This window comes from Mesorhizobium sp. WSM4884, assembly GCF_029625675.1.
GTDB lineage: Bacteria > Pseudomonadota > Alphaproteobacteria > Rhizobiales > Rhizobiaceae > Mesorhizobium.
Genome location: NZ_JARTVO010000011.1, coordinates 126,697 through 148,478, shown reverse-complemented (window position 1 = coordinate 148,478; position 21,782 = coordinate 126,697). Strand labels below are relative to the sequence as shown.

Below are 21,782 nucleotides of genomic sequence, written 5' to 3'. Positions count from 1 at the left end.
TATGCTCCGCGTCCTGGTGACGAGGCCGGAACCGGGCGCCTCGCGTACGGCCCGGCGGCTCGAAGCCCAGGGATTTCAGCCCATTCTGCTGCCGCTGACTAAAACGGCAGCGCTGCCGATCGAGGCAAGTGACTTCCCGGCCGCCGCCGCGGTCGCCGTCACCAGCGCCAATGCGGTTCGTCATGCGCCCAGGGAACTGGTCGCCGCGCTTGCCGCCTTGCCTTGCCATGCGGTCGGGAAAAGGACGGCCGAAGCCTGCCGCGCGGCTGGATTTACGTCCGTCTTCGAAGGTCCGGGCGACGCCGAGGCGCTGGCTGACGCCATAGCCGGCGAGCTCGCAGGCAAGGAGATGGTCTACCTTTGCGGGCGCGTGCGCTTTCCAGTGTTCGAGGAACGGCTGACGGCAGCCGGAGTGCGTGTCCGGCCCGTCGAGACCTACGACACGGTCGAGCTGGACTACGGCGATGACGACGTCATTGCCCGGTTGTCGGGCACGGCGGTCGAGGCGGTGCTGCTCTATTCGGCAAAGGCGGCCGCGGCGATGATTGGCCTCGCCAGCCGCCCAGCGCTGCGGCATCTCTTTGAAAGGACGGAGTTTCTCACCCTTTCAGCCCGTGTCGCCAAGGCATTGGACGGGATCGGCGGGCGGAACGTCCGTATCGCCTCGCAACCCGACGAGGACGCGCTGCTGGCGCTTTTGTCGCTGCCGGGCTGAGCCGCGTCATCACACCGCCCCTTTTCACCGCTTGGTGATGTGCTAGAGCATCCTTGAGCTCTAGACCTTTGAACCATCCTCAAGCCAATTCGCGGAGCCCAAGCATGGTCAAGACGCCTAAGGTGCGGCATTCGAAGAGCCGCCGCGAGCCGGTGACGATCGAGCTCGAGCCAGGCGCCGTCTCGCGAATCGCCGACGAGGATGCCGCCAAGACCGAGACCAGTACCGGGCAGACCGACGAGGCGAAGGCGGAGGAAGCCGCCGCCGCTTCTCAGCCGGAGGCTCCGGAAGAGCCGATCCATGCCGAGCAGGCCGACATCGAGCCGTGGGAGCACGCCGATTCGGCGCGGGCCGGGACTGGCGGGTCCGAAACGAAGAGCAAGGACGAGGCGGAAGCGCCCTATCCGGGCGGTGAAGAGGCTCCGAAAAGCGAGCCAAAGGGTTTCGGCTACGATTTCGAGGATGCGTCCGGCGCGAGCGCTGCCGCAGCGGCGCCAAGACCGAGCGCGGCAAGCAGCAACGATCGTATCGCGACGCCATCCGGGCGTGCCGGAGTGCGCACCATCGCCGCCGGTGTCATCGGCGGCGTGATCGCTCTTGCCGGCGCCGGTCTCCTGCAGGCGGTCGGCTTGCTCGGCTCCCCGGCCCCCGGTGGACCATCGCTCGATGGCGTCAACGGCGAGATCGCATCGCTCAAGGGTGAAATCGCGGCGCTGAAGCAAGCGGGCGACACCGGTGCTTCGGCCAAGGTGGACGGCCTGTCCTCGGCGCTCGACCAGGTGAAGTCCGATGTCGCGGCGATGAAATCCTCGACTGGACAGAGCGGCGATGGCACCGCGATCAAGGCGCTCAACGACAAGGTCGGCCAGATCGAGACGGCCGTCGCGGACCTGCAGAAGGCGGGTGGCGCGGCGCCGGTGGATCTTGGGCCGCTCAACGAGAAACTCGCCGGGCTCGACGCGCTGGTCAAATCGGCCGGCGACGCGGCCAAGGCCGAGGACGGCCGGATCGCAGCGCTGGAACAGTCGGTGCAGCAGCTGTCCGGCAAGGTCGAGGCACAGGCCTCGCAGCCGAAGATCGCGCTGGCGATTGCCGCTTCGGCGCTGAAGGCGGCCCTCGATCGCGGCGCACCGTTCGCGACCGAGCTCGATACTTTTGCAGCGATCGCGCCGGACGCACCGGAGATCGCGGTGCTGCGTTCCTATGCCGAGAAAGGCGTGCCGACCCGCGCCACGATCGCCTCGGAGGTCGAGGCTGCCGCCAACGCCATGGTCGAGGCCGCGACGCCGGTCGACCAGAATGCCGGCTTCTTCCAGAGCCTGGTGTCGAGCGCCGAATCGCTGGTCAAGGTGCGGCCGGTTGGCACCGTCGAGGGCAAGGGCGCGCCGGAAACCGTGGCGCGCCTGGAGGTTGCGGTCAACCAGGGCGACTACGCCAAGGCGCTCGGCGAATACGACACGCTGCCCGACGCGGCGAAGTCGGCGGGCGCCGATTTTGCCGGCAAACTGAAGGCGCGGCTGGAGGTCGAGAAGCAGATCGACGCGCTCATCGCCGGCGCGACGAAGGCGTGAGGACCACCCGATGATCCGCATCCTCATCTTCCTCGCCGTCGTCTTCGCGCTGGGGCTGGGCTTCGCCTGGCTGGCCGACCGCCCCGGCGAGATGCTCGTCACCTTCAACGGCTACCAGTACCAGGTCACGCTGATGGTGGCGGCGGTGGCGATCGTCGCCGTCGTCGCCGCGGTGATGATCCTGTGGTGGCTGGTCAAGTCGCTGTGGAACAGCCCTTACACGATCTCGCGCTATTTCCGGGTGCGCCGCCGCGACCGCGGCTACCAGGCGCTGTCGACCGGAATGATCGCGGCCGGCGCCGGCGATGGCGCGCTGGCGCGCAAGAAGACCAAGGAAGCGGCCAAGCTGATCAGCTCCGATCAGGAGCCGCTGATCAACCTGCTCGACGCGCAGGCCTCGCTGCTCGAGGGCGACCATGAGGGCGCGCGCGAGAAGTTCGAGCGCATGCTCGACGATCCGGAGATGCGGCTGCTCGGCCTGCGCGGGCTCTATCTCGAAGCCGAGCGGCTGGGCGACCGCAATGCCGCGCGCCATTATGCCGGCCGCGCGGCGGCGGTGGCGCCGCAGCTTGCCTGGGCGGCGGAATCGACGCTGGAAGAACTGACCGAGCGCGGCGACTGGGACGGCGCGCTGAAGCTGGTCGAGGCGCAGAAATCGACGAGGCAGATCGAAAGCGACGCCGCCAACCGCCGCCGCGCTGTGCTGCTCACGGCCAAGGCGCAGGCGCTGGCCGACAGCGATCCGAACGCCGCCAGGACCGCGGCGCTCGAGGCCAACAAGCTGGCGCCCGACTTCGCCCCGGCGGCGGTCATCGCCGCCAATATGGTCTTCCGGCAAAACGACGTGCGCAAGGGCTCCAAGATCCTCGAAACCGCCTGGAGGGCCGAGCCGCATCCGGACATCGCCGAGCTCTACACCCATGCGAGGCCGGGCGATGCCGTGCTCGACCGCCTCAACCGGGCAAAGAAGCTGCAGGAGATGAAGAAGAACCACGCCGAATCGTCGATGGCCGTGGCGCGCGCCGCGCTCGACGCGCAGGATTTCGCCACCGCGCGGCGCGAGGCGGAGGCCGCGATCCGCATGGATCGCCGCGAAGGCGCCTATCTGCTTCTGGCCGACATCGAGGAGGCCGAAACCGGCGACCAGGGCAAGGTGCGGCAGTTGCTGTCGAAAGCAGTGCGCGCACCGCGCGATCCGGCCTGGGTCGCCGACGGCGTCGTCTCCGAACGCTGGGCGCCGGTGTCGCCGATCACCGGCAAGCTCGATGCCTTCGCCTGGCGCGCGCCGATGGAGCGGCTTGGTCAGCTGATCGACAGCGACGCGGACGTCGCGGCAGTGCCGGCAATTTCTGCGGCACCGTCCGCCGTACCGAGCGAGAAAGCGATCGAAATCGTCCCCGAGCGCCCGACCGACAAGCCGGCGGTCTCGAACGGTGGCGAGAAGGACGCTGCCGAGGCCGCGACCGATGCAGAAACCATCGGGCAGGCCAAGGAGCTGCCGCGCCTGCCGGACGATCCGGGCGTCGCGCCGGAAGACGAGACGGAAAAATCGCCGCGCCGGTTTCGTTTGTTTTGAGGCCGGTCTTGGCGACAGGGAAAAAGTGTCGATGTTCGAACGCGTATTGTCCTTCCTGAGGGATTTGCCGGCCGGCGAGGTCAAGCCGAGCGCCGACGATCCGCGCGTCGCGGCCTCGGCCCTGCTCTATCATGTGATGAACGCCGACGGGGTGCGCCAGGATGTCGAGTGGGAGCGCTTCAAGGAGATTCTCTCCGAGACCTATTCGATCAGCGGCGACGAGCTCGACGCGCTGGCGGCCGCCGGCGAGCGCGCCGACAACGAGGCGATCGACCTCTACGCCTTCACCAGCGTGCTCAAGCGCCATCTCGACGCCGAGGCACGCAAGGCCTTCATCGGCCTGATGTGGGAGATCGTCTACGCCGATGGCGAGCTGCACGAGCTCGAGGACAATACCGTCTGGCGCGTCGCCGAACTGATCGGCGTCGAGCGGCAGGACCGCATCGAGGCGCGCCGCAAGGCGGCGGCCGAGGCGCCCGGCGCGCGCGGAACGTCGAGCGACGAATAGAGGAACCTTCTCCTTCCATGCCACCCAGACCGAGGCCGAGACCCAAGATTCTGATCGTGCTGCATCAGGAGACTTCGAGCCCCGGCCGCGTCGGCCATATGCTTCTGGAGGAAGGTTTCGATCTCGACATCCGCCGGCCGCCGCTCGGCGACGAATTGCCCTCAACGCTGGATGGCCATGCCGGCGCGGTGATCTTCGGCGGACCGATGAGCGCCAACGACGAGGACGAATTCGTCCGCCGCGAGACCGACTGGCTGGAGATACCGCTCAAGGAAAACCGGCCCTTTCTCGGCATCTGCCTGGGCGCCCAGATGCTTGCCAATCATCTCGGCGGCAGGGTCGACGGCCATGACGAAGGACTGGTCGAGATCGGCTGGTATCCGCTGAAGGCGACGGACGCCGGCAAGAAGCTGCTGCACTGGCCGGAGATGGTCTATCAGTTCCACCGTGAGGGCTTTTCGCTGCCGAAGGAGGCAACGCTGCTCGCGACGGCCGAGACTTACCCCAACCAGGCCTTCCGCTATGGCGAGAACGCCTGGGGCATCCAGTTCCATGGCGAGCTGACCAGGGTGATGATGCAGCGCTGGGTGGTGCGCGGCGCGCATCGCTTCGAATTGCCCGGCGCGCAGCCCGGCCGCGATCATCTAGGCGGCCGGCTGATCTGGGACATGCATCTGAAACGCTGGCTCGGCGAATTTTTGGGCCTAATTTTTGGCAGGCCGGCTGTGGGGTAGAGTAACACCCGGCCGAGGCGTGGATGACCGCTCCGCGCCTCAATATCGCCCTTTCAAGCTTGCTTGTGCATCACCTGAAGCGGACGTTGGTGCTGTGAGATTGTTCACCGATCGAGTGAAGCTATCTTAACTGTTCAGAACGAAAGCCGCCAAACGGGTGGACTTATAGCCCTCCGCCGCTTTGATCGGTCCTGACTGCCCGGCGGGACCGGCTTAGGCATGATCTCGGGCTGTCATCGTTACTTTCGGCGCCGTACTCTGCTGCCGCTCGACGATTGCTGCTATGCGCAGCCGACAATCCCGAGCCTGACGCGTGCTGGTGCCATACGTCTAGCAGCGCGGCAACAATCGCTTCGGGCGCGTCTTCCTGAACGAGGTGCTTGGCGTTGGAGATAACCGTGAATGACGCGCTTGGAATACGCCTCGCGAGTTCCTCCCCATCTTTCAGCGGGATAAACTCGTCTTCAGCGCCCCACAGGATCGTCACTGGGCAGCGAATCTCGCGATAACGCCACTCGACCTCCTCGCGGTATTTGTCGTCCATTTGAGCGATCTGGCGCCAGAACGCCTTCTGCCCCTCTTCCTCAAGCCATGGATCGAGATAGAGCCGCATCTCCTCCTCAGCCAAGGTGCGCTTGACCGCGGCCTTGCTTGGTGGCCACCAGCCATTCGTACCAATAGGCTTTCGCCAGGTCGTAGGACATGTCGCGGACAGGCTTTGATGTGGCATAGCCTGCGGACATCGCAAGGAGTCCCCGAACCCGCTCGGAAAACAGCGCGCCGACGACGTAGCCAGCTCGGGCGCCCCAATCATAGCCCACCACGAGAACGTCGCGGAGATCGAGACCGTCATGAAATCCGCCAAATCCTGACCCAGCGCCGCAATAGCTCCGCTTCTCAGCGTCCCCTCTGAACGGAAGGTCGTGGGAGTACAGCCGCGCAGGTAGGGAACGAGAATTCGGTACTCAAGTTTCGCAAGCTCAGGCGTGATCTTGTCCCAGCAGCGTACGTCGTCGGGCCAGCCATGGACTAAAACGATAGGACTTCCTTGCGGGTTGCCTGCCTCTTAATAAGCAAGCTTGAGATATGGCGTCTCGATGTGTTTTGTCATAAGCGCGAAACCAAATTCATCCAACATGAGCCGCCGATCTGGCTGTGGCGGCGTTCATTGCATCAAATTCCACTTGGCTGCCTTCGTTGCCTATGGCACTGGATTCTGGATTACCCTTCCGTTTTCCAGCCGATCGAGCGTGCCGTCATAGAGCGCGATGGGCGGATGGGCTCCCGGATGGGTCAGCACGTCGAGCAAGGCCAGTTTGTCGGACTCAGCCGCGCGATCGAACGCGGCGTCGAGGTCGCGCACGCGTTCCACGCGCTCGCCGTAGCCGCCGCAGGCATGCGCAATTGCGGCATGATCCACATGACCGAGATGCCCTGCAGCGGTGTAGCGGCCGAACTTGGCCATCTCGGCGTCCTTTTGATACCCGAGGACGCCATTGTTAAGCACGACCACCGTCACCTTGATGCCGATCCGCACAGCGGTTTCCATTTCCGCCCAACCATGCGCGAAACCGCCATCGCCAACCACGACAATGACGTCTCCATTGGGGCGCGCCAGCTTGGCGCCGAGCGCGAGCGGCAGACCCCAGCCGAGGCCTGCAAGCCCGCGCGGCGAGATCACGCGCGTTGTAGCATGGCGCGTGCGAAGCTGACCCGCCACCCAGCTCGACGAATAGCTGGCATCCGCCGCGATCACAGTCTCCGGCCCGAGGCGCTTCTGGATAGAAGCAAGGACGCGTTCGGCTCGGATCGGTTCGCTGTCTGCCAAGAACGGCGCGCGTTCACTCTCAAACGATTCCCAAGCAGAAGCGATACGGCCTTCGATCGCACTGCGATCCCGTGTATGGCTGCCGAGCGTATCTGTGAGCGCGTCGAGCGTCGCACGTGCATCGCCGAGCAGGCGCACCGCTTCATAATTGCGGCCGATCTCCTGCGGGTCGATATCTATGTGAAGCACGCACGCCTCGTCCGCAATCAGCGACCAGCCGTCTGTGCCGTCCTCGTTGGTACGATTGCCGATCAGCAGCACTAGATCAGCCTCCTGAACGAGCGGCTTGGTCTGGCGCCCGAGCCCGCCTGGCCCTGTAAGATTGCCAATTACGCCCATGGCCAAAGGATGTGTCTCGGGGATCGACCCCTTGCCCATGCTCGTCGTGCCGACCGGCGCGGCGGCTTTCTCCGCAAAACGAAGCAACGCTTCGCCTGCGCCAGAATTGTGCACGCCGCCGCCGGCGATGATGATCGGCAAGCGGGCGTTGTCGATGAGTTTCGCCGCCTCGACGATTACTCCATCGTCCGGGCGTGGTCGGTCGATCGGCCAGTTACCGAGCCGCGTCTCACGGTGCACGACCTTGCCGGCGCGCGCTTTGTGCAGATCGACCGGCAACATCAGCACGGCCGGGCCGGGCTTGCCACTGGCAGCGGCGATGAAGGCCCGGTCGAGATGATCGTCGATGCCGTCAGCGCTGTCGATGACGTGAATCCACTTTGTCACCGGAGCGAACAAGGCCTTGTGGTCGTACTCCTGAAAGGCGTTCTTTCCGATGTGCGAGCGGTCCACCTCCTGCATGATCGCGACGATCGGTGTGCCGGCTTTCATCGCTTCGGCGAAAGGTGCGACCGCAAGCGCGGCAGCGGGGCCGTTCTGGCAGATCAAAACAGGCACGCGGCCGGAGGCGCGCGCGAAGCCGTCCGCAATCGCTCCACCCATATTCTCCTCGCGGTAGGTGATGTTGCGGATGCCGCGGTCCTCGCAGGCGAGCACCAATGCTGTCGGCACGCTCTGTCCCAGGATGAATTCGACGCCATGCCGGACCAGTCCGTCGGCGACCACGTCAACCACCGTGGGCGGTCGGTTGGACATGCCGGCGGTGCACCGTGTGCTGATGTTGTCCAGCCCGGCGCGGAGAAAGCCTCTGATAGCTTGGACCGTCTTTTCCTTGTCTGCTGTGGGTTCGAAGTCCGCCGACCAGACGACGGTGCTCGTTTCATCGCCGTTATCTTCGACCTTGAGTTCGGCAATGTAGTTGCGAACCGGCATCGCGGTCTTTTCCATCCGGTACCGATAGGCGTGGCGGCCCGGCCGCTTTTCAAGCAACCTCTCGGTTTGTCGACTCCCATCACGAGTTTCGGCGATCCTCAGGCTGCCTTTCTGCTCGCCCTCGCTTGTGACCTTGGACAGCATCGGATGCCATTCGCCGACACCGCCGAACGTTCCGATCATTCGCCAAAGCGTTTCGGCTCCTTTCGCGACCCGCGTCCTCTCAACAAGACTTGTCATGTCGGACACCTCTCATTCTTATTCAAGACGATTAGACTCAAGATGCTGTAAGACAGCATCTGCGATGACATCCGGCGCCTCACGCGTGGGAAAGTGACCGATGCCATCGAGGACAACGCGCCGGTGACCGTTAGTGAAAAGTCTGTCCTTGTCCTCGGCGCTGTTTGTCAGCACCGTGCCGTCGGCCGCGCCCTGGATCATCAAGGTCGGAACATCAAGGCTTTCCGTGGCTGCGATTTTGCTGTGCAATTCGTCGTAGCGCGGATCGCGCGCCTCGTCGCGCCAACGGCTTCGATAATTGCTGAGCGTGATTGCAAGCCAGTCGGGGTTCTCGAAGCTCCGAGCTACAGCCTCGAAGGTCGCGTCGTCAAACCAGCCGGGCGGACTCCAGGTCTCCCACTGAAGGCGCGCAAAGCCCTTCGGATCCTCGGCCACCGCTTCCGCACCAAGGTCGGCAGACATGAACCATTGATACCACCAAGCCCGCGATTGCTCGAACGGCGGCACCCGAAATGCCCCGCAGGGTGAATAGCCGAGGGACAGTGCCGCTATCGTTTCCAGACGAACCGGCACGCCCGCCGCCAAGGCATAGGCGATGCGCGCGCCCCAATCATGGCCCATGACCGAGAAGCGCTCGATCTCAAGCGCATCCATCAGGTCGAACGCATCCTTAGCCAGCGCTTCTATGCGACCATCGCGAAAGGTCGAAGGCGACACGAACCGGGTTGGACCGCACCCTCGAAGCCAAGGTGTGATGGTCCGAATTCCGGCCTGAGACAGGGCGACATCGCGCCAGGTGGTGGCGTCGTCCGGCCAGCCATGAAGCAGCGCCATCACCCTGCCACTCTCCGGACCTTCTTGGAGGAAAGTTATTTCGAGTATCTCTGCGGTCGCCGTGAACGACGGGTTGGAGGATGCGGATATCGACATCCTTACCCAACAACCGCGGCGCCGCTAGGTTCCCCTGGCACGGACTGCTACATCCTCCTAAGCACTGAGTACGTCATCGACGGCGGATCGGAGGTCCGAAAGAGGCAGACGAAGGCGTTTCGGTAGGAAAGCGCCCAATCATGCTGCCCGAGGAACGCAGACCGGTGGCTGAAGCCAACCACGACCTGAAACATGCCTCCTGCGATGAAGAACGCGACCAGCAGAAGTGTCAGCGACACCACGCCTTGGATCGGGCCAGAGCAGCAATACTCCGGCAAAGAGCGCAAGCGCTCCGCTGAGCAAAGACCATATGAAGTTGGCGGCTTTTGGTGCGGAGAGCATCATCCCCGGCCCGGTCAGACCGCTGAACAGAAAAATCCAGCCAATATAGAGTTCAACGGCAACGCTGAAGAGGTGCCTTCGATCGCATCGGTGTTGGATAGACTCGTATCCGTCACGCAGGGCATCGAGCGTGGGAAAGCAAAGGCAGACCTCGGTCCACAGCGCGGCGATCACCAGCTTGCTGCGGCAGGTCTGCTCCACAGCCGCGCGGAAGTCGTCGTCCTCCTACAAACATAGCTCAAATGCAGCTACCGCAACGCATCAACCGCAAAGGAGACGAGTTCGTGAGCTGAAATTTCGCAATGGATCGAAGGAGTTGCACCGACAAGCCTGGGATCCCACAAGATGACGAGCGAGGCGCAAAAGCAGGAGGAGGCCGCGGGTATATCTGTCTGTTGGAACTCCTTCGTGCCAATGCCGGCGCGAACAAGCTCTCCTACGAGGCCGTGAAGCCGATTTCGAAACTGCCTGAAGGACCGCCCGTTGTTGCGCGCGGTAAGGACAAGTAGGCCGAACATTTGGGGGTCTTCGTGCAGGGCCTGCAGCAGCAAGCGATGGTGACTAAGCATCGTTTCTTTCAATTGGTCTGCTGCGCTCAGCAAGCCCCCTGCACGGGGTAACGCGTAGCCGAGGTCGTTTTCGTAGAAATGCGCTGCGATGGCGTCCCATATCTCTGTCTTCGAGGGGAATGTCCGGTACAGGCTTGCGTGAGATTTTCCAAGCAGCCTAGCGATGTCGGCGACTGTCGTTTTCGACGGCCCATACCGGCGACACGCCGCGGTGCCAGCTTGAATGATCTGCAATGTCTCATCATCTGAAGGATCGCCCCTGGTAATGCTGGGAAGCGCCATCGTTTCACTCTCAACAGCAAGCTCGGATCGCTAATGCGCCTGTAGCCAAGGTCGACAGTCAGTAGGAAATCCGCCCATCCACTATCTGACCCCCATCTGAGGAAAGCTCCCGCTTCAAGATCTCGCGAGCCTTAGGGCTGATGACCGCGGCTGGAGCAGCAACCGCTACCCGCGCTGCAGAACCGGCAAAATCGGCGGCCGTCACGCCGACTTGGTCGGCCAGGGTAGTCTCTCCCCCGGCCAGGCTCTGCCCTGCAAGCCTTCGCCCGAGGACGTGCACGATGCCGGGAGTATCGGCAAATGCGCTGTGGCCGAGTGGATCGCGGGAGGTGATGTCGCTGGTGTCGATAACCGAAACGCCAAGCTCTTTGAGCACGGAAGCGTAGGGCCTGAGATCGGTTCCACCGACGCGGCTAATTCCTCCCGAAAGCAGCCGGGAGACTTGCAGGGCCTTGTCATTGGTCGACGTGAAGATCGTGAAATGCGGTCGGGTTGCGCCCATCTCGATGAACTGGCGCCGAAACACGTCGATATCGATATCCGGAGACGCGAAAACAACGTTCCTGACTTTCGCCGGAATGGTCTGGTCGCGCATGGCGATATCGCGCAATGCCTCCGCCGCCAGCCATGCGCCCATTGAGTGGGCCAGGATCGTCACGTCTGCCACGTCGGGACTACTTGTTGCCTGGAGGATCAGGTCCTCCAGGGCGCGACGTGAGTAGTTGGTGCTTTCCTTGTCATAGAGATAGTCGAATGGGTCCCCGCGCGAAGGCCATGTGAAGAGAATAGGCGCCGCATCGGTTCCGGTATCGTGAACGATCTGGGCGAAGCGGAAGACGGCCTCGGCATACGTGTTGTTGAAGCCGTGGACGAAGACGAGTACCTGCCGCTTGCCGTTGCGATTCTTGCGAACCCACTCAAGAACTGCGCGTTGCGAACCGATTTTCCGCACGCCGAGTACGGCAAATTCCTTCTCGGGATCGGGTTTCATCAGCAGAGGCCACTGGATCTCTCCGACCGTGCGGTTCCGATCCGGAGGAATGGAGACGACTATATTGTTGAGCGAGATCGCCGTTCCGCGATCGCCACTATAGAGCTGGCCGCGATCGTCAGATGGCTTGCGCGTCGTCGCGACCAGCATGTCGACGTGGTCAGCATCACCGGCGGCAAAGGGGAGAGGTTGAAAGACGCTTTCGGGTCGAGCGGCGCAACTGATCAGCAGGCACAGCATAGCGGGAACGAGCAGGGCTCGCCACCAACGCGCACGAAACCTCAGCCTTGGCCGGGAGTGACATTTCCTTCTCATCGGACGATGGCCAAACTTCGCAGAAATTGATCGGCTGCCAGCACGATGAACGAAACTACGGTCATCATCAGAGCGCGCCGGAAGCGCGTCTGCTTGATTATCCGGACCCGAGACACCTTGAGCAGTTCGGCGGCAAGAACCGAGGTCCAATCGGAGGTTAGGGCCTCGCGGACAAAGTCCCCGAGATTGGCGAATGTGCTGGGGTCGACATAATAAACGCTCTGCTCGGAGCCACAGAACTTCTTCGCCACAAGATCCTTTTCCGCGCGGATTCGGCTCGGATGAATTACCTGCCCGAACTGCAGAATCGGCATGATGAGAACGCCCCAGACGCCTGCGAAGAACAGGGGCCCGAGAGGCGCGTGCGTCGGCAGGAGATCGCCGAAATGGAGCACCAGATTAAGCGCCAGAATGTAGCCCACGCCGACGATTTGCGCCTTTGTGTCATAGGCGCGTACCGTCGTCTGCGCTTCCTGCAGAGCGGCGAGCAGCATCTTGTCAGTATAGTCGCGCGTGGTGCCTCGTCCGGGCATCGTGGAATCCATTTGAGGAATGTGTTTGGAGGGCCCTGCGCCCTCCGAGCTTCGTTGTTTTTTGAGCCATTCCACCGAATGGCTCCTTTGCCAGCTATTGGAGATCCCCGGCGCGTAGCGCCGCCTCGGTTCGCGCCGCTGTTTTATTTTTCATGGTTCTGCCGCGCTTGATCGGCCGCTGTTTGCGCTTTTGGCGCGCTGATTGCCTCGAGAAAGACGGCCACCATCGTCATCGTGCTTGCTGTGAGCTCAAACTGTCCCGGAGCGCGGAGCCAATCGAGAACCGATCCATTGACCAAAAGCAGGAGGGCGCGCGCGGCCAGCTCTGGTGAGAAAGCGAGCGCGAGGTGACCGCGGCTTGCGGCGAGCGCGATCACGGACTCGAACAATTTCTGGAGCGCCAGGTCCGCCTCCCGCTGGCGCGTAACCACCGGCAGCATGTCCTCGGAATATTCGCAGCGCAGCCAGAGTATCGTCAGGATGCGCGAACGTTCCGGGTGGGTTTCGAATGCCTGCAGCCCCTCCCGGATTGCGTCGGCGAGCTCGCGCAGCGGATCAAGGTCGGGATGGGCGGCGAGGCGAGCCGTGAGGCGATCGCCAAACTCCTCGTTCGGCATGTTGGCCCGCCGCTCCAGGGCAGCGAAGATCTCCTGCTTGTCGCGGAAATGCCAGTAGACCGCCCCGCGGGTTACGCCAGCGGCGCTGGCGATCTGTTCCAGGGTTGCACGGGTCACGCCGCGCTCGAGGAAGACGTCGATCGCCGCGGCCAAGACGGCCTCGCGTGTCTGTTCGGCCTCTGCCTTGGTGCGTCTCATAAGTGAAGTCCTTCCGCTGCGTCAATTTTTACATACATTCGCGACTTTCCCTATTTACATACATGCAAGAATGTATATAAGCAAGCCCGAATTGTCCAGCCAGCGACGAATTTCATCGGACTGGGCACAACGAAGAGGGTCTGTCATGAAATCCGCATGCACGCTTGCCTGCCTGGGATTAACCGTCTTTGCGTGCGCTGGTGCATCCGCGCCGCCACCACCTGATATCCGCCCCGTGCGAACCGTGGTCGCCTCCGCCAGCGCAGAGGGAGAGCCTGTTTCGCTGACGGGCCATGTCCACGCGCGAACCGAGGAGAACCTTGCCTTCCGCATTGACGGACGGATGATTAGCCGCAAGGCCAGTGTGGGGCAGATAATCCAACCGGGCGACGTTGTCGCCGAAATCGATCCGCAGCCGCAGCAGGACGGCCTGCATGCCGCGCAGGCGCAGAACGAAGCAGCGCAAGCGGCCGTCCACGAAGCCGCCAACACTCTGGAGCGTCAACGGACCCTGCTCGGGCAGGGCTGGACCACCCGGGCCCAGTTCGATGCCGCCGAAAGGGCATATCTGAGCGCGAAAGCCGAGGTGGATTCCACGGCGGCCGTATTGCATACGGCCCAGGACCAGTTCGGCTACACCAAACTGGTCGCCGACTCGTCCGGCGCCGTGATCGCCACCGGCGCTGAGGCCGGGGAGGTTGTCAGGGCTGGTCAGACGATTGTCACGGTCGCACACGGTGACGGTGCCGACGCAGTATTCGACGTGCCGGCAAGCCTCATGCGCCAGGTGGCCCCTGACGCGCCGATCGACGTCGCGCTGACCGATGATCCGTCGGTGCGCGCCGTTGGCCAGGTGCGGGAGGTGGCTCCACAGGCCGATCCCGTCACCCGCAGCTATCGGGTTAAAGTTGGGCTAAGCGCCTGGCCGGAGGCGATGCGCCTTGGGGCGACAGTGACCGGTCAGACGCATATGCAGGTGGCGAGCGGCATCGAGCTGCCAGCAACCGCCCTGACGACGGCGGGAGACCGGCCGGCGGTTTGGATCGTCGACGGCAAAACGCAGCAAGTTTCCCTTCGAACCGTCGACCTGCTTCGACAGGATTCTTCCCATATCGTGGTATCGCGAGGCGTCGAGAGCGGTGAAATCGTGGTAACCGCCGGCGTGCATGCATTGCGGCCCGGCCAGAACGTCCGCTTGCTGGGAGCCTCCCAATGAGCCGCTTTAATCTCTCCGCTTGGGCGCTCGCGCATCGTTCGGTCGTCTATTATCTGATGCTCGCTGTCCTTGTCCTTGGTGTCGGGGCCTATCTGCAACTCGGTCGCAACGAGGATCCCACCTTCACCATCAAGACCATGGTGGTGCAGGCAAGATGGCCTGGCGCCACGCTCGACGACACGTTGCACCAGGTAACCGAACGCTTGGAGCGCAAGCTTCAGGAAACGCCTCATCTCGACTACTTGAAGAGCTACACCAAGGCGGGCGAATCGACCGTCTTCGTATATCTCAAGGGATCGACGCCTCCGAAGGCGGTGACCGACACCTGGTACCAGGTGCGCAAGAAGGTTGAAGACATCCGGCTGACCTTGCCGCAGGGAGTTGTCGGCCCGGTAGCCGACGATGAGTTCGGCGATACCTATGGCATCATCTATGGGTTCACCGCCGATGGGTACACCAATCGCGAACTGCGGGACTATGTGGAAAACGTCCGTTCGCGGCTTTTGCAGGTGCCCGATGTCGCCAAGGTGAACTTGATCGGCGCCCAGCCTGAGCGCATCTACATCGAGTTTTCTCCTCAAAAGCTCGCGGGCTACGGCTTGACGGCGGAAGCCCTGACGACGGCGCTGCAGGCTCAAAACGTCGTGGTTCCCTCTGGTGAGATCGTCACCAATCAGGAAGGCATCAGACTGCAGGTAAGCGGCGCGTTGAAGTCCGAGAAGGATATTCTCGCTGTCAACTTCGCCGTGGGTGATCGCATCATCCGCCTCGCCGACATCGCTCAAGTGCGCCGCGAGGATGCCAATCCGCCAGACCCGATTTTCCGCATCAACGGCAAGCCTGGCCTGGGTCTCGGGATTTCCATGCGCGACGGCGGCGACGTCCTGGCGCTGGGCCGCAACGTCGAACAAACCATCAAGGAGCTAAAGAAGGACTTGCCGGTCGGCATCGAGCCCACGATGGTTGCCAACCAGCCAGAGACGGTCAGCCATGCGATCGGCGAGTTCATGGAAGCGCTGTGGGAAGCGATTGCCATCGTGCTCGTGGTGAGCGTTCTAAGCCTCGGCTTCCGCGCCGGCTCCGTGGTCGCGATCTCGATCCCTCTGGTTCTTGCGATCGTGTTCGCGGCAATGCTGGCCTTGGGCATTGACCTTCAGCGCATCTCGCTTGGCGCCCTCATCATCGCTCTCGGGTTGCTGGTGGACGATGCCATGATCACAATCGAGACCATGGTGAGCCGCCTCGAACGCGGTGATGACAAGCCGACCGCGGCCGTCTTCGCCTACGCTTCGACCGCGATGCCGCGGCTTGCCGGGACACTGGTCACTGTCGCGGGCTTTGTGCCAGTTGGGTTTGCGCGCAGCGATGCAGGCGAATACACGTTCTCGCTCTTTGCCGTGGTGGCGCTGTCTCTACTCGCTTCCTGGGTGGTGTCGGGTCTCTTTGCGCCCGTGGTGGGCGTTGCGCTCCTAGGAAAGCCCAAACATGCGCATAGTGAAACGCTAAGTGCCCCGATGCGCCTGTTCAAGCGTGCTCTGCTGGCCGCAATGCGCGCCAAATGGATCACCATCCTTGTCACGGCCGGTCTTTTCGCGGCAGCCCTGGCCGGGACCCGTCTCATCCCGGAGCAGTTCTTTCCATCCTCCGATCGGCCTGAGTTGTTGGTGGATCTGAAGCTGCAGGATAACGCCTCGATTGTTGCGACAAACCAGGTCGTGCAACAGTTCGACGAGATCGTGGCCGCCGATCCCGACGTCGAGCATTTCTCGACCTATGTCGGGCAAGGCGCCATACGCTTTTATCTGCCGCTCGACGTAGCCCTGCCGAATCCGTTCTTCGCCCAGTCAGTCATAGTCACCAAAGGGCTTAAGGAACGCGAACAGGTGCGCGCGCGCCTCGAGAAGGCGTTGGCGACGCGTTTCCCGCAGGTCGTCGCCCGGGTAAATCCGTTGGAGCTTGGCCCCCCCGTCGGCTGGCCCGTGAAATATCGAGTGGACGGGCCGGATCCAGCAAAGGTTCGCTCGATTGCCCTGCAGGTTGCCGATGCCGTGGGCAAAACGGCGGGCGTGCGCAACGTCAACTTCGACTGGGTCGAGCCATCACGGGTTATGCGTATCCAGGTCGACCAGGATCAGGCTAGACAGCTGGGCCTAAGTTCCGCCGTGGTGGCGACCGCGCTCAATGCCGTCGTCTCCGGCACGACGGTGACGCAGGTTCGCGACGACATCTACCTGGTGGACGTGGTCGCGCGCGCCGAGCAGACGGAGCGGACCTCTCTTGAATCGCTCCGCTCGTTGCAGATACCCCTTCCAGGCGGGCGGGTGGTTCCGCTAAGGCAGATCGCAAGCTTTGAGTATGCACAGGAATACCCAATCGTCTGGCGGCGTGATCGCGTTCCGACCCTGACAGTGCAGGCGGACGTGGTGCCGGGTGTCCTCCCGGCAACGGCCGTCAAGGCCATTGAGCCGCAACTCGCCAATCTCGTGGCGGCGCTGCCGAGTGGCTATCACATCTCGACAGGGGGCTCAGTGGAGGAGAGTGGCAAGGCCCAAGCTTCGGTTATGGCGGTGCTGCCGGCGATGGGCCTTCTTGTGCTGACGATCCTGATGTTCCAACTGCAGAGCTTCCAGCGTATGTTCCTGGTCTTGAGTGTCGCTCCGCTTGGCATTATCGGCGTTGTGGCGGCCCTGCTCCTTGCACAAGCTCCGCTGGGCTTCGTCGCGATCCTGGGCGTGCTGGCGCTGACCGGCATGATCGCGCGCAATTCGGTCATCCTGATCGATCAGATCGAGACCGAAAGGAAGACGGGCGCACACCCATGGGACGCAGTCGTCACAGCAGCGATCCACCGGACACGTCCGATCCTGCTCACGGCAGCCGCCGCGACACTCGGCATGGTGCCAATCGCGCCGACTGTCTTCTGGGGGCCAATGGCCTTCGCGATCATCGGTGGACTCGCCGTCGCGACGGTTCTCACCCTGATCTTCCTACCGGCACTTTATGTCGCCTGGTTCCGGATCAGTGAAACGCATCAAGCCGATTCCGCCTTGGAGCCCGCCGAGACGGGTATCCTTGCGGCGCAGGCTTGATTCATTGGCGAGCCGCAGGCTGAACCATGGCTCGCCTCATGGCGCTTCAGGAGTGGCTTGCCCCGAGCTACAGGCCGGAGCGCCATAATGCCCACGGTCGTGCCGCTCTGTGATGGCGGATATTGGCTGAATGCGGGCGACTAGCTGACGGTCCGGTAACGGCCCCATTTCAGCCGTGTCGGCGCAAGCTTGGCGCTCGTTCAGTTCCGGCTATTCAAATGCCGCACCCGCCGCAGCGCTGGGAACAGATAGGCCCAGAGCCCGGCTACCGCGACGGCGCCGATGCCGCCGACTACCACGGCGGGAACCGTGCCGATCAGGGCCGCCATGGTGCCAGCGCGGAACTCGCCGACCTCGTTTGAGGCGCCGACGAAGACCTGGTTGACGGCGTTGACGCGGCCGCGCACCTCGTCAGGCGTCCAGAGCTGGATCAGCGTCTCGCGGATATAGACGCTGAACATGTCGGTGGCGCCGAGCAAGGCGAGCGCCGCGATCGACAGCCAGGTAATGGTCGAAACGCCGAACAGCACCGTGAAGGCGCCGAATAGGGCGACGAAGCCCAGCATGACCTTGCCGGCATGGTCCCGGATCGGGTGGCCGGCGAGCCAGACCGCCACGGCGATGGCACCGATGCCGGGCGCCGAGCGCAGCAGGCCGAGACCCCAGGGGCCAAGCTCCAGTATGTCGCGCGCATAGACCGGCAGCAGCGCCGCAGCGCCGGACAGAAGCACGGCGAAAAGGTCGAGCGAGATGGCGCCGAGCACGATCTTCTCGCTCCAGATATAGCCGAATCCGGCAAACAGCGTTTGCATCGTCGGCTTGTCGGTGGCGGTCTGCTGGGCGGGCTTGGGAATGGTGAAGACGAGCAGCGCGGCGACGAGCATCAGGATCGCCGCGGTGGCGTAAGCGATCTCCGCCGAAAGGCCGTAGAGCAGGCCACCGGCGACCGGGCCGACGATGGTCGCCGTCTGCCAGGCGGACGAGTTCCAGGCGATCGCATTGGCGAAATGCTCAGGCGGCACGAGATTGGCGACCAGCGAGGACGATGCCGGCCCGTAGAAGGCGCGGGCGATGCCGAACAGGGCGAGCACGATGAAGATCGGCAGCGGGCCGCCAAGGCCGCGCAGCGTCAACAACAGCAGCGTGAGCGCGCAGCCGGCTTCGACGAGCGACGACAATGTCATGATCAGGCGGCGGCCGAAGCGGTCCGCGACGACGCCGGTGACAAGCACCAGCAGCAGCGACGGCAGGAACTGGACGATGCCGACGATGCCGAGGTCGAAGGGATTGCGCGTCAGATCGTAGATCTGCCAGCCGACGGCTACAGAGACGATCTGGGTGGCGAAAGTCGTGAGGAAGCGCGCCGCCCAGTAACTGAGATACGGTCGGTGTCGGAAAGCGGCGTATCGCTGTTCGGGTGAAGTTGCTTCGATGGTCATGATTCAAGGGCCCCGTTGCGACATTGGCCGGCGGGGCACTTCCACGGCGGGCGCTGGTCCGGCCAGAACCCTTTAGCCCAGTTCGTCCTGCCGCGCGCGCGAAAAATCCGCATTCGCTGAAAGAAAGTCTGGAATTATCGTTCGCGAAGGAAAGGGGCTCAGCCTCTCAACGCGACCGAGATGGCCTCCAGCCCGCCGCGCAGCTCCGCTTCCTTCGGCCAGCCGAAACCGACGCGGAAGAAGCGCTTCGGCATTTCGAACCAGTGGCCGGGGCCGACATAGGTACCGTGATCTTCGAGGAGCCTGGCGTAGAAGCGGTCGAGGTCGAAGCCGGCGTCGACGTTCAGCCGCGGGAAGCCGACGACACCGCCTTTCGGCCGCACCCAGTCGACCAGCGGCTCGCCGTCGATCCAAGTCTGGACGATGTCGCGTCGCCTGGCCATTTCGGGGAGCAGCGAGGCCAGGAAGCCGTCACGGCGTTCGAGCGTGGCGCGGGCGATCGCCTCGTCGATGACGCTGCCGCAGATGCCGATCTGCTCCTTGGCGGCGAGGAAGGTTTCCTGGAGACCCGGATCCGTGGTTATCAGCCAGCCGATGCGGATGCCCGGAATGCCGAAGGCCTTGGACAGCGAGCAGACGCTGATCGCGCTTGGGCTGAGCGAGGCCGCAGCCGGCAGGCGCTCGCCATAGGAGAGGTCGCGATAGGTCTCGTCGACCAGCAGGCGGCATTTGCGGCTCTCGGCAAGCGCGATCAGCGCGTCGAGATCGGCGCGGCTCATCATCGTGCCGGTCGGGTTGTGCGGGCAGGTGACGCTGATCAGCCTGGTGTTTGGCCGCACGGCTGCCGCGACGCGTTCGACGTCGATCGCGAAGCCGCTGTCGAAATCGAGATCGACATAGCCGATGGCGCAGCCGATCGCCTTGGGCGTCTCGATGTTGGTGGCGTAGTTCGGCCGCACGACGACGAGATGGTCGTCGGCCGAAAGCAGCGAGGTCGCGATGATGAACAGCGCGCCGGCGGCGCCCGCGGTCACCAGCACGTCGTCAGGGGACAGCCCTTCGTCTTGCGCGGCGATCAGCACGCGCAGTTCCTTGTCGCCGCGATGCTCGCCGTAGAACAGAGTGAGATCGGGCAGCGAAAGCCCGATGTCGGAGAGCTTCCGGTCGGCGATCGAGCTTTCGGAGAGATTGCAGCGGATGCGGTCGTAGCCGTATTCCTCCGGCGCTTCCTTCTCGATCACCATCCTTGCGTAGTTCATGGCCTGCTCCCCCAATTGTTCGACCTATCCAAGCCATAAAAGTGAGAAGCCTGCCAAGGCGGATTCGCCGGCAGGCTTCTCACTCATTCGTTTTCAGCAATCCCGGGCGGAAGGCTAAGGCTAAGGCTCCGAGCCTAACCATTACCCACTTTTCCTGGAATTGCGCTGACGCATCGGCGGAGGCAGGTTCTGTCTCAGGCGGTGGCTTTGGCCCTTCTTGCCCTGGCAGGCCTGGCGGGCGCTGCTTCCGCCTTGCGGCCGAGGCCGATAGACTTGGCGAGTTCGGAGCGCGAGGCCGCATAGTTGGGGGCGACCATCGGGTAGTCTGCCGGCAACCCCCATTTGGTGCGGTAGGCTTCCGGCGTCAGCCCGAAATGAACGCCGATGTGGCGTTTCAGCGATTTGAACTTCTTCCCGTCCTCGAGGCAGATGATGTAGTCGGGTGTCACCGAGCGCCGAGGATTGACCGCGGGGGTGGGCGGTGGCGCGGCCGGCGCCTGCGGCTGAGCAAGTCCGCCGATCGACGCGGCGACGCTGGCAATGAGCTCGCTCAGACCTGCTACGGGCAGGCTGTTCTTCGCGACATAGGCCGATACAATATGAGCGGTCAGCTCGAGCAGGTCGGCCGCCTTCGGTGTGTTGGTGTCCTCGTCCACGTCATTCCTCCGTCTATGCCGCATGGTTCCGAAAATCAGGATTTATATATCGAAGCGTTGCCACATCCCTTTTCTGCGTCCAGGCGACGCAACATGCGGCAGGCCGGCGAATTCCTAGTCGGCAAATCTGACCAGCGCAACGATCAGTCGCGCGGTTACACGTTATTTTGAACAACTATACTCGAATGAAATAATATCAGACGATCAGCGCCTTGTCGCGCCACAGTCGAAATCCACCTTCGAAGGCGCGGGTGTTGTCGCCACGCCTGGATTTCTCCGGCAATTCATCGAGTTTCTCGACGTTGCCGCCGCCGATAACCACATAGTCGGGCTGCAAGGCGGCACGAAGCCTGTTTACGACGTCGAAAACGTATTTGCGCCATTTTTTCTTGCCGTGCTTCACCAGTCCGCGTTCGCCGACATAGTCCTCGAAGCTGCAACCTTTCTTGTAGGGAAGATGGGCAAGCTCCATCGGCTGGCCGACATGGTCGAGGATCATTGCCGCGCCCAGGCCCGTGCCCAGGCCAAGGAACAGCATGCGGCCCCCCTCGTAGCTGCCGATCGCCTGCAGCAGCGCGTCATTGACGACCTTGACCGGCTTGCCGAAAGCGGCGGCGAAATCGTAGCCGTTCCAGCCCTTGCCGAGATTGAAGGGATCGAGCGAAGGCTTGTTGTCCTTGACCGGACCGGGATAGCCCATCGAAATGACGTCGTAGTCCAGCCCCTCGGCCAATTTCTTCACCGACGCGACGACCTGCTCGGGTGTCAGGCCCGGCCCTGACTCGGTGCGGCGCACCTCGCCGCCGGCGCTGGTGAGGATCTTCACGCGAGAGCCGCCGACGTCGATGGTGAGCACGATCTGCTCGCTTGCTGCCGCGGCCGATTTTGTTGCTTTCGCCATC

At 63.2% G+C, this 21,782-nt stretch carries 17 protein-coding genes and 2 pseudogenes; 7 read left to right on the top strand and 12 right to left on the bottom strand.

Going from position 1 to position 21,782, the window contains the following annotated elements; translation table 11 throughout:
* The first annotated feature begins 1 nt into the window (after position 1).
* From P9236_RS18935 to P9236_RS18915, 5 genes are all read left to right on the top strand, one after another.
* Positions 2 to 715, top strand: coding sequence for a uroporphyrinogen-III synthase (locus tag P9236_RS18935; RefSeq protein WP_278076005.1), 714 nt, complete (start codon positions 2 to 4; stop codon positions 713 to 715).
* A 104-nt stretch (positions 716 to 819) separates the two neighbouring features.
* Entirely contained in the window at positions 820 to 2,286 is a 1,467-nt protein-coding gene (locus tag P9236_RS18930) for a phage tail protein (RefSeq protein ID WP_278076004.1), read from the top strand.
* A gap of 10 nt (positions 2,287 to 2,296) precedes the next feature.
* The gene (locus tag P9236_RS18925) at positions 2,297 to 3,862 is read left to right on the top strand and encodes a heme biosynthesis protein HemY (RefSeq protein ID WP_278076003.1); all 1,566 of its coding nucleotides are present in this window, start codon (positions 2,297 to 2,299) and stop codon (positions 3,860 to 3,862) included.
* A gap of 31 nt (positions 3,863 to 3,893) precedes the next feature.
* Complete coding sequence (locus P9236_RS18920; RefSeq protein ID WP_278076002.1) at positions 3,894 to 4,370, top strand: TerB family tellurite resistance protein; 477 nt, start codon at positions 3,894 to 3,896, stop codon at positions 4,368 to 4,370.
* Positions 4,371 to 4,387: 17 nt separating this feature from the next.
* Positions 4,388 to 5,104, top strand: a complete 717-nt coding sequence (locus P9236_RS18915; RefSeq protein WP_278076001.1) for a glutamine amidotransferase — start codon at positions 4,388 to 4,390, stop codon at positions 5,102 to 5,104.
* 397 nt (positions 5,105 to 5,501) lie between these two features.
* Here P9236_RS18915 and P9236_RS30870 read toward each other — a convergent pair.
* From P9236_RS30870 to P9236_RS18870, 8 genes and pseudogenes are all read right to left on the bottom strand, one after another.
* Positions 5,502 to 6,095 (bottom strand): annotated as a pseudogene (locus P9236_RS30870) (alpha/beta hydrolase); the annotation flags it as partial.
* 210 nt (positions 6,096 to 6,305) lie between these two features.
* Positions 6,306 to 8,444: an acetolactate synthase catalytic subunit gene (locus P9236_RS18900; RefSeq protein ID WP_278075999.1), complete on the bottom strand. Its 2,139-nt coding sequence runs from the start codon at positions 8,442 to 8,444 to the stop codon at positions 6,306 to 6,308.
* A gap of 18 nt (positions 8,445 to 8,462) precedes the next feature.
* The gene (locus P9236_RS18895; protein WP_278076046.1) at positions 8,463 to 9,278 is read right to left on the bottom strand and encodes an alpha/beta hydrolase; all 816 of its coding nucleotides are present in this window, start codon (positions 9,276 to 9,278) and stop codon (positions 8,463 to 8,465) included.
* 540 nt (positions 9,279 to 9,818) lie between these two features.
* Positions 9,819 to 9,941 (bottom strand): annotated as a pseudogene (locus P9236_RS18890) (hydrolase); the annotation flags it as partial.
* A gap of 23 nt (positions 9,942 to 9,964) precedes the next feature.
* Positions 9,965 to 10,567, bottom strand: coding sequence for a TetR/AcrR family transcriptional regulator (locus tag P9236_RS18885; protein ID WP_278075998.1), 603 nt, complete (start codon positions 10,565 to 10,567; stop codon positions 9,965 to 9,967).
* Between the two features lie 58 nt (positions 10,568 to 10,625).
* The gene (locus P9236_RS18880) at positions 10,626 to 11,708 is read right to left on the bottom strand and encodes an alpha/beta hydrolase (protein WP_278076045.1); all 1,083 of its coding nucleotides are present in this window, start codon (positions 11,706 to 11,708) and stop codon (positions 10,626 to 10,628) included.
* 161 nt (positions 11,709 to 11,869) lie between these two features.
* Positions 11,870 to 12,481 (bottom strand): hypothetical protein, encoded by a 612-nt coding sequence (locus tag P9236_RS18875; protein WP_278075997.1) that lies wholly within the window; start codon positions 12,479 to 12,481, stop codon positions 11,870 to 11,872.
* Between the two features lie 68 nt (positions 12,482 to 12,549).
* Positions 12,550 to 13,221, bottom strand: a complete 672-nt coding sequence (locus P9236_RS18870; protein WP_278075996.1) for a TetR family transcriptional regulator — start codon at positions 13,219 to 13,221, stop codon at positions 12,550 to 12,552.
* A gap of 145 nt (positions 13,222 to 13,366) precedes the next feature.
* Here P9236_RS18870 and P9236_RS18865 point away from each other — a divergent pair, with 145 nt between their 5' ends.
* On the top strand, positions 13,367 to 14,437 hold the full coding sequence (locus P9236_RS18865; protein WP_278075995.1) for an efflux RND transporter periplasmic adaptor subunit: 1,071 nt from the start codon (positions 13,367 to 13,369) through the stop codon (positions 14,435 to 14,437).
* Positions 14,434 to 17,526 carry an efflux RND transporter permease subunit gene (locus P9236_RS18860; RefSeq protein WP_278075994.1) on the top strand — a complete coding sequence of 1,031 codons (3,093 nt, stop codon included), beginning with the start codon at positions 14,434 to 14,436 and terminating at the stop codon, positions 17,524 to 17,526. The genes P9236_RS18865 and P9236_RS18860 overlap by 4 nt, the downstream gene beginning before the upstream one ends.
* A gap of 200 nt (positions 17,527 to 17,726) precedes the next feature.
* Here P9236_RS18860 and P9236_RS18855 read toward each other — a convergent pair whose 3' ends face one another.
* From P9236_RS18855 to P9236_RS18840, 4 genes are all read right to left on the bottom strand, one after another.
* Entirely contained in the window at positions 17,727 to 18,965 is a 1,239-nt protein-coding gene (locus P9236_RS18855; RefSeq protein ID WP_278075993.1) for an MFS transporter, read from the bottom strand.
* A gap of 158 nt (positions 18,966 to 19,123) precedes the next feature.
* Complete coding sequence (locus P9236_RS18850; RefSeq protein ID WP_278075992.1) at positions 19,124 to 20,224, bottom strand: aminotransferase class I/II-fold pyridoxal phosphate-dependent enzyme; 1,101 nt, start codon at positions 20,222 to 20,224, stop codon at positions 19,124 to 19,126.
* A 194-nt stretch (positions 20,225 to 20,418) separates the two neighbouring features.
* Positions 20,419 to 20,904: a MucR family transcriptional regulator gene (locus P9236_RS18845; RefSeq protein ID WP_278075991.1), complete on the bottom strand. Its 486-nt coding sequence runs from the start codon at positions 20,902 to 20,904 to the stop codon at positions 20,419 to 20,421.
* A 172-nt stretch (positions 20,905 to 21,076) separates the two neighbouring features.
* Entirely contained in the window at positions 21,077 to 21,781 is a 705-nt protein-coding gene (locus tag P9236_RS18840) for an ROK family protein (protein WP_278075990.1), read from the bottom strand.
* Position 21,782 lies beyond the last annotated feature (1 nt).

Excerpts from the sequence above, each read along its gene's own strand:
- P9236_RS18895 (WP_278076046.1), bottom strand. The coding sequence starts at position 9,278 with ATGGCGCTGCTTCATGGCTGGCCGGACGACGCCACCACCTGGCGCGAT.
- P9236_RS18865 (WP_278075995.1), top strand. The coding sequence starts at position 13,367 with ATGAAATCCGCATGCACGCTTGCCTGCCTGGGATTAACCGTCTTTGCG.
- P9236_RS18855 (WP_278075993.1), bottom strand. The coding sequence starts at position 18,965 with ATGACCATCGAAGCAACTTCACCCGAACAGCGATACGCCGCTTTCCGA.
- P9236_RS18935 (WP_278076005.1), top strand. The coding sequence starts at position 2 with ATGCTCCGCGTCCTGGTGACGAGGCCGGAACCGGGCGCCTCGCGTACG.
- P9236_RS18850 (WP_278075992.1), bottom strand. The coding sequence starts at position 20,224 with ATGAACTACGCAAGGATGGTGATCGAGAAGGAAGCGCCGGAGGAATAC.
- P9236_RS18925 (WP_278076003.1), top strand. The coding sequence starts at position 2,297 with ATGATCCGCATCCTCATCTTCCTCGCCGTCGTCTTCGCGCTGGGGCTG.
- P9236_RS18900 (WP_278075999.1), bottom strand. The coding sequence starts at position 8,444 with ATGACAAGTCTTGTTGAGAGGACGCGGGTCGCGAAAGGAGCCGAAACG.
- P9236_RS18915 (WP_278076001.1), top strand. The coding sequence starts at position 4,388 with ATGCCACCCAGACCGAGGCCGAGACCCAAGATTCTGATCGTGCTGCAT.
- P9236_RS18845 (WP_278075991.1), bottom strand. The coding sequence starts at position 20,904 with ATGCGGCATAGACGGAGGAATGACGTGGACGAGGACACCAACACACCG.
- P9236_RS18885 (WP_278075998.1), bottom strand. The coding sequence starts at position 10,567 with ATGGCGCTTCCCAGCATTACCAGGGGCGATCCTTCAGATGATGAGACA.
- P9236_RS18880 (WP_278076045.1), bottom strand. The coding sequence starts at position 11,708 with ATGCTGGTCGCGACGACGCGCAAGCCATCTGACGATCGCGGCCAGCTC.
- P9236_RS18840 (WP_278075990.1), bottom strand. The coding sequence starts at position 21,781 with ATGGCGAAAGCAACAAAATCGGCCGCGGCAGCAAGCGAGCAGATCGTG.
- P9236_RS18860 (WP_278075994.1), top strand. The coding sequence starts at position 14,434 with ATGAGCCGCTTTAATCTCTCCGCTTGGGCGCTCGCGCATCGTTCGGTC.
- P9236_RS18920 (WP_278076002.1), top strand. The coding sequence starts at position 3,894 with ATGTTCGAACGCGTATTGTCCTTCCTGAGGGATTTGCCGGCCGGCGAG.
- P9236_RS18870 (WP_278075996.1), bottom strand. The coding sequence starts at position 13,221 with ATGAGACGCACCAAGGCAGAGGCCGAACAGACACGCGAGGCCGTCTTG.
- P9236_RS18930 (WP_278076004.1), top strand. The coding sequence starts at position 820 with ATGGTCAAGACGCCTAAGGTGCGGCATTCGAAGAGCCGCCGCGAGCCG.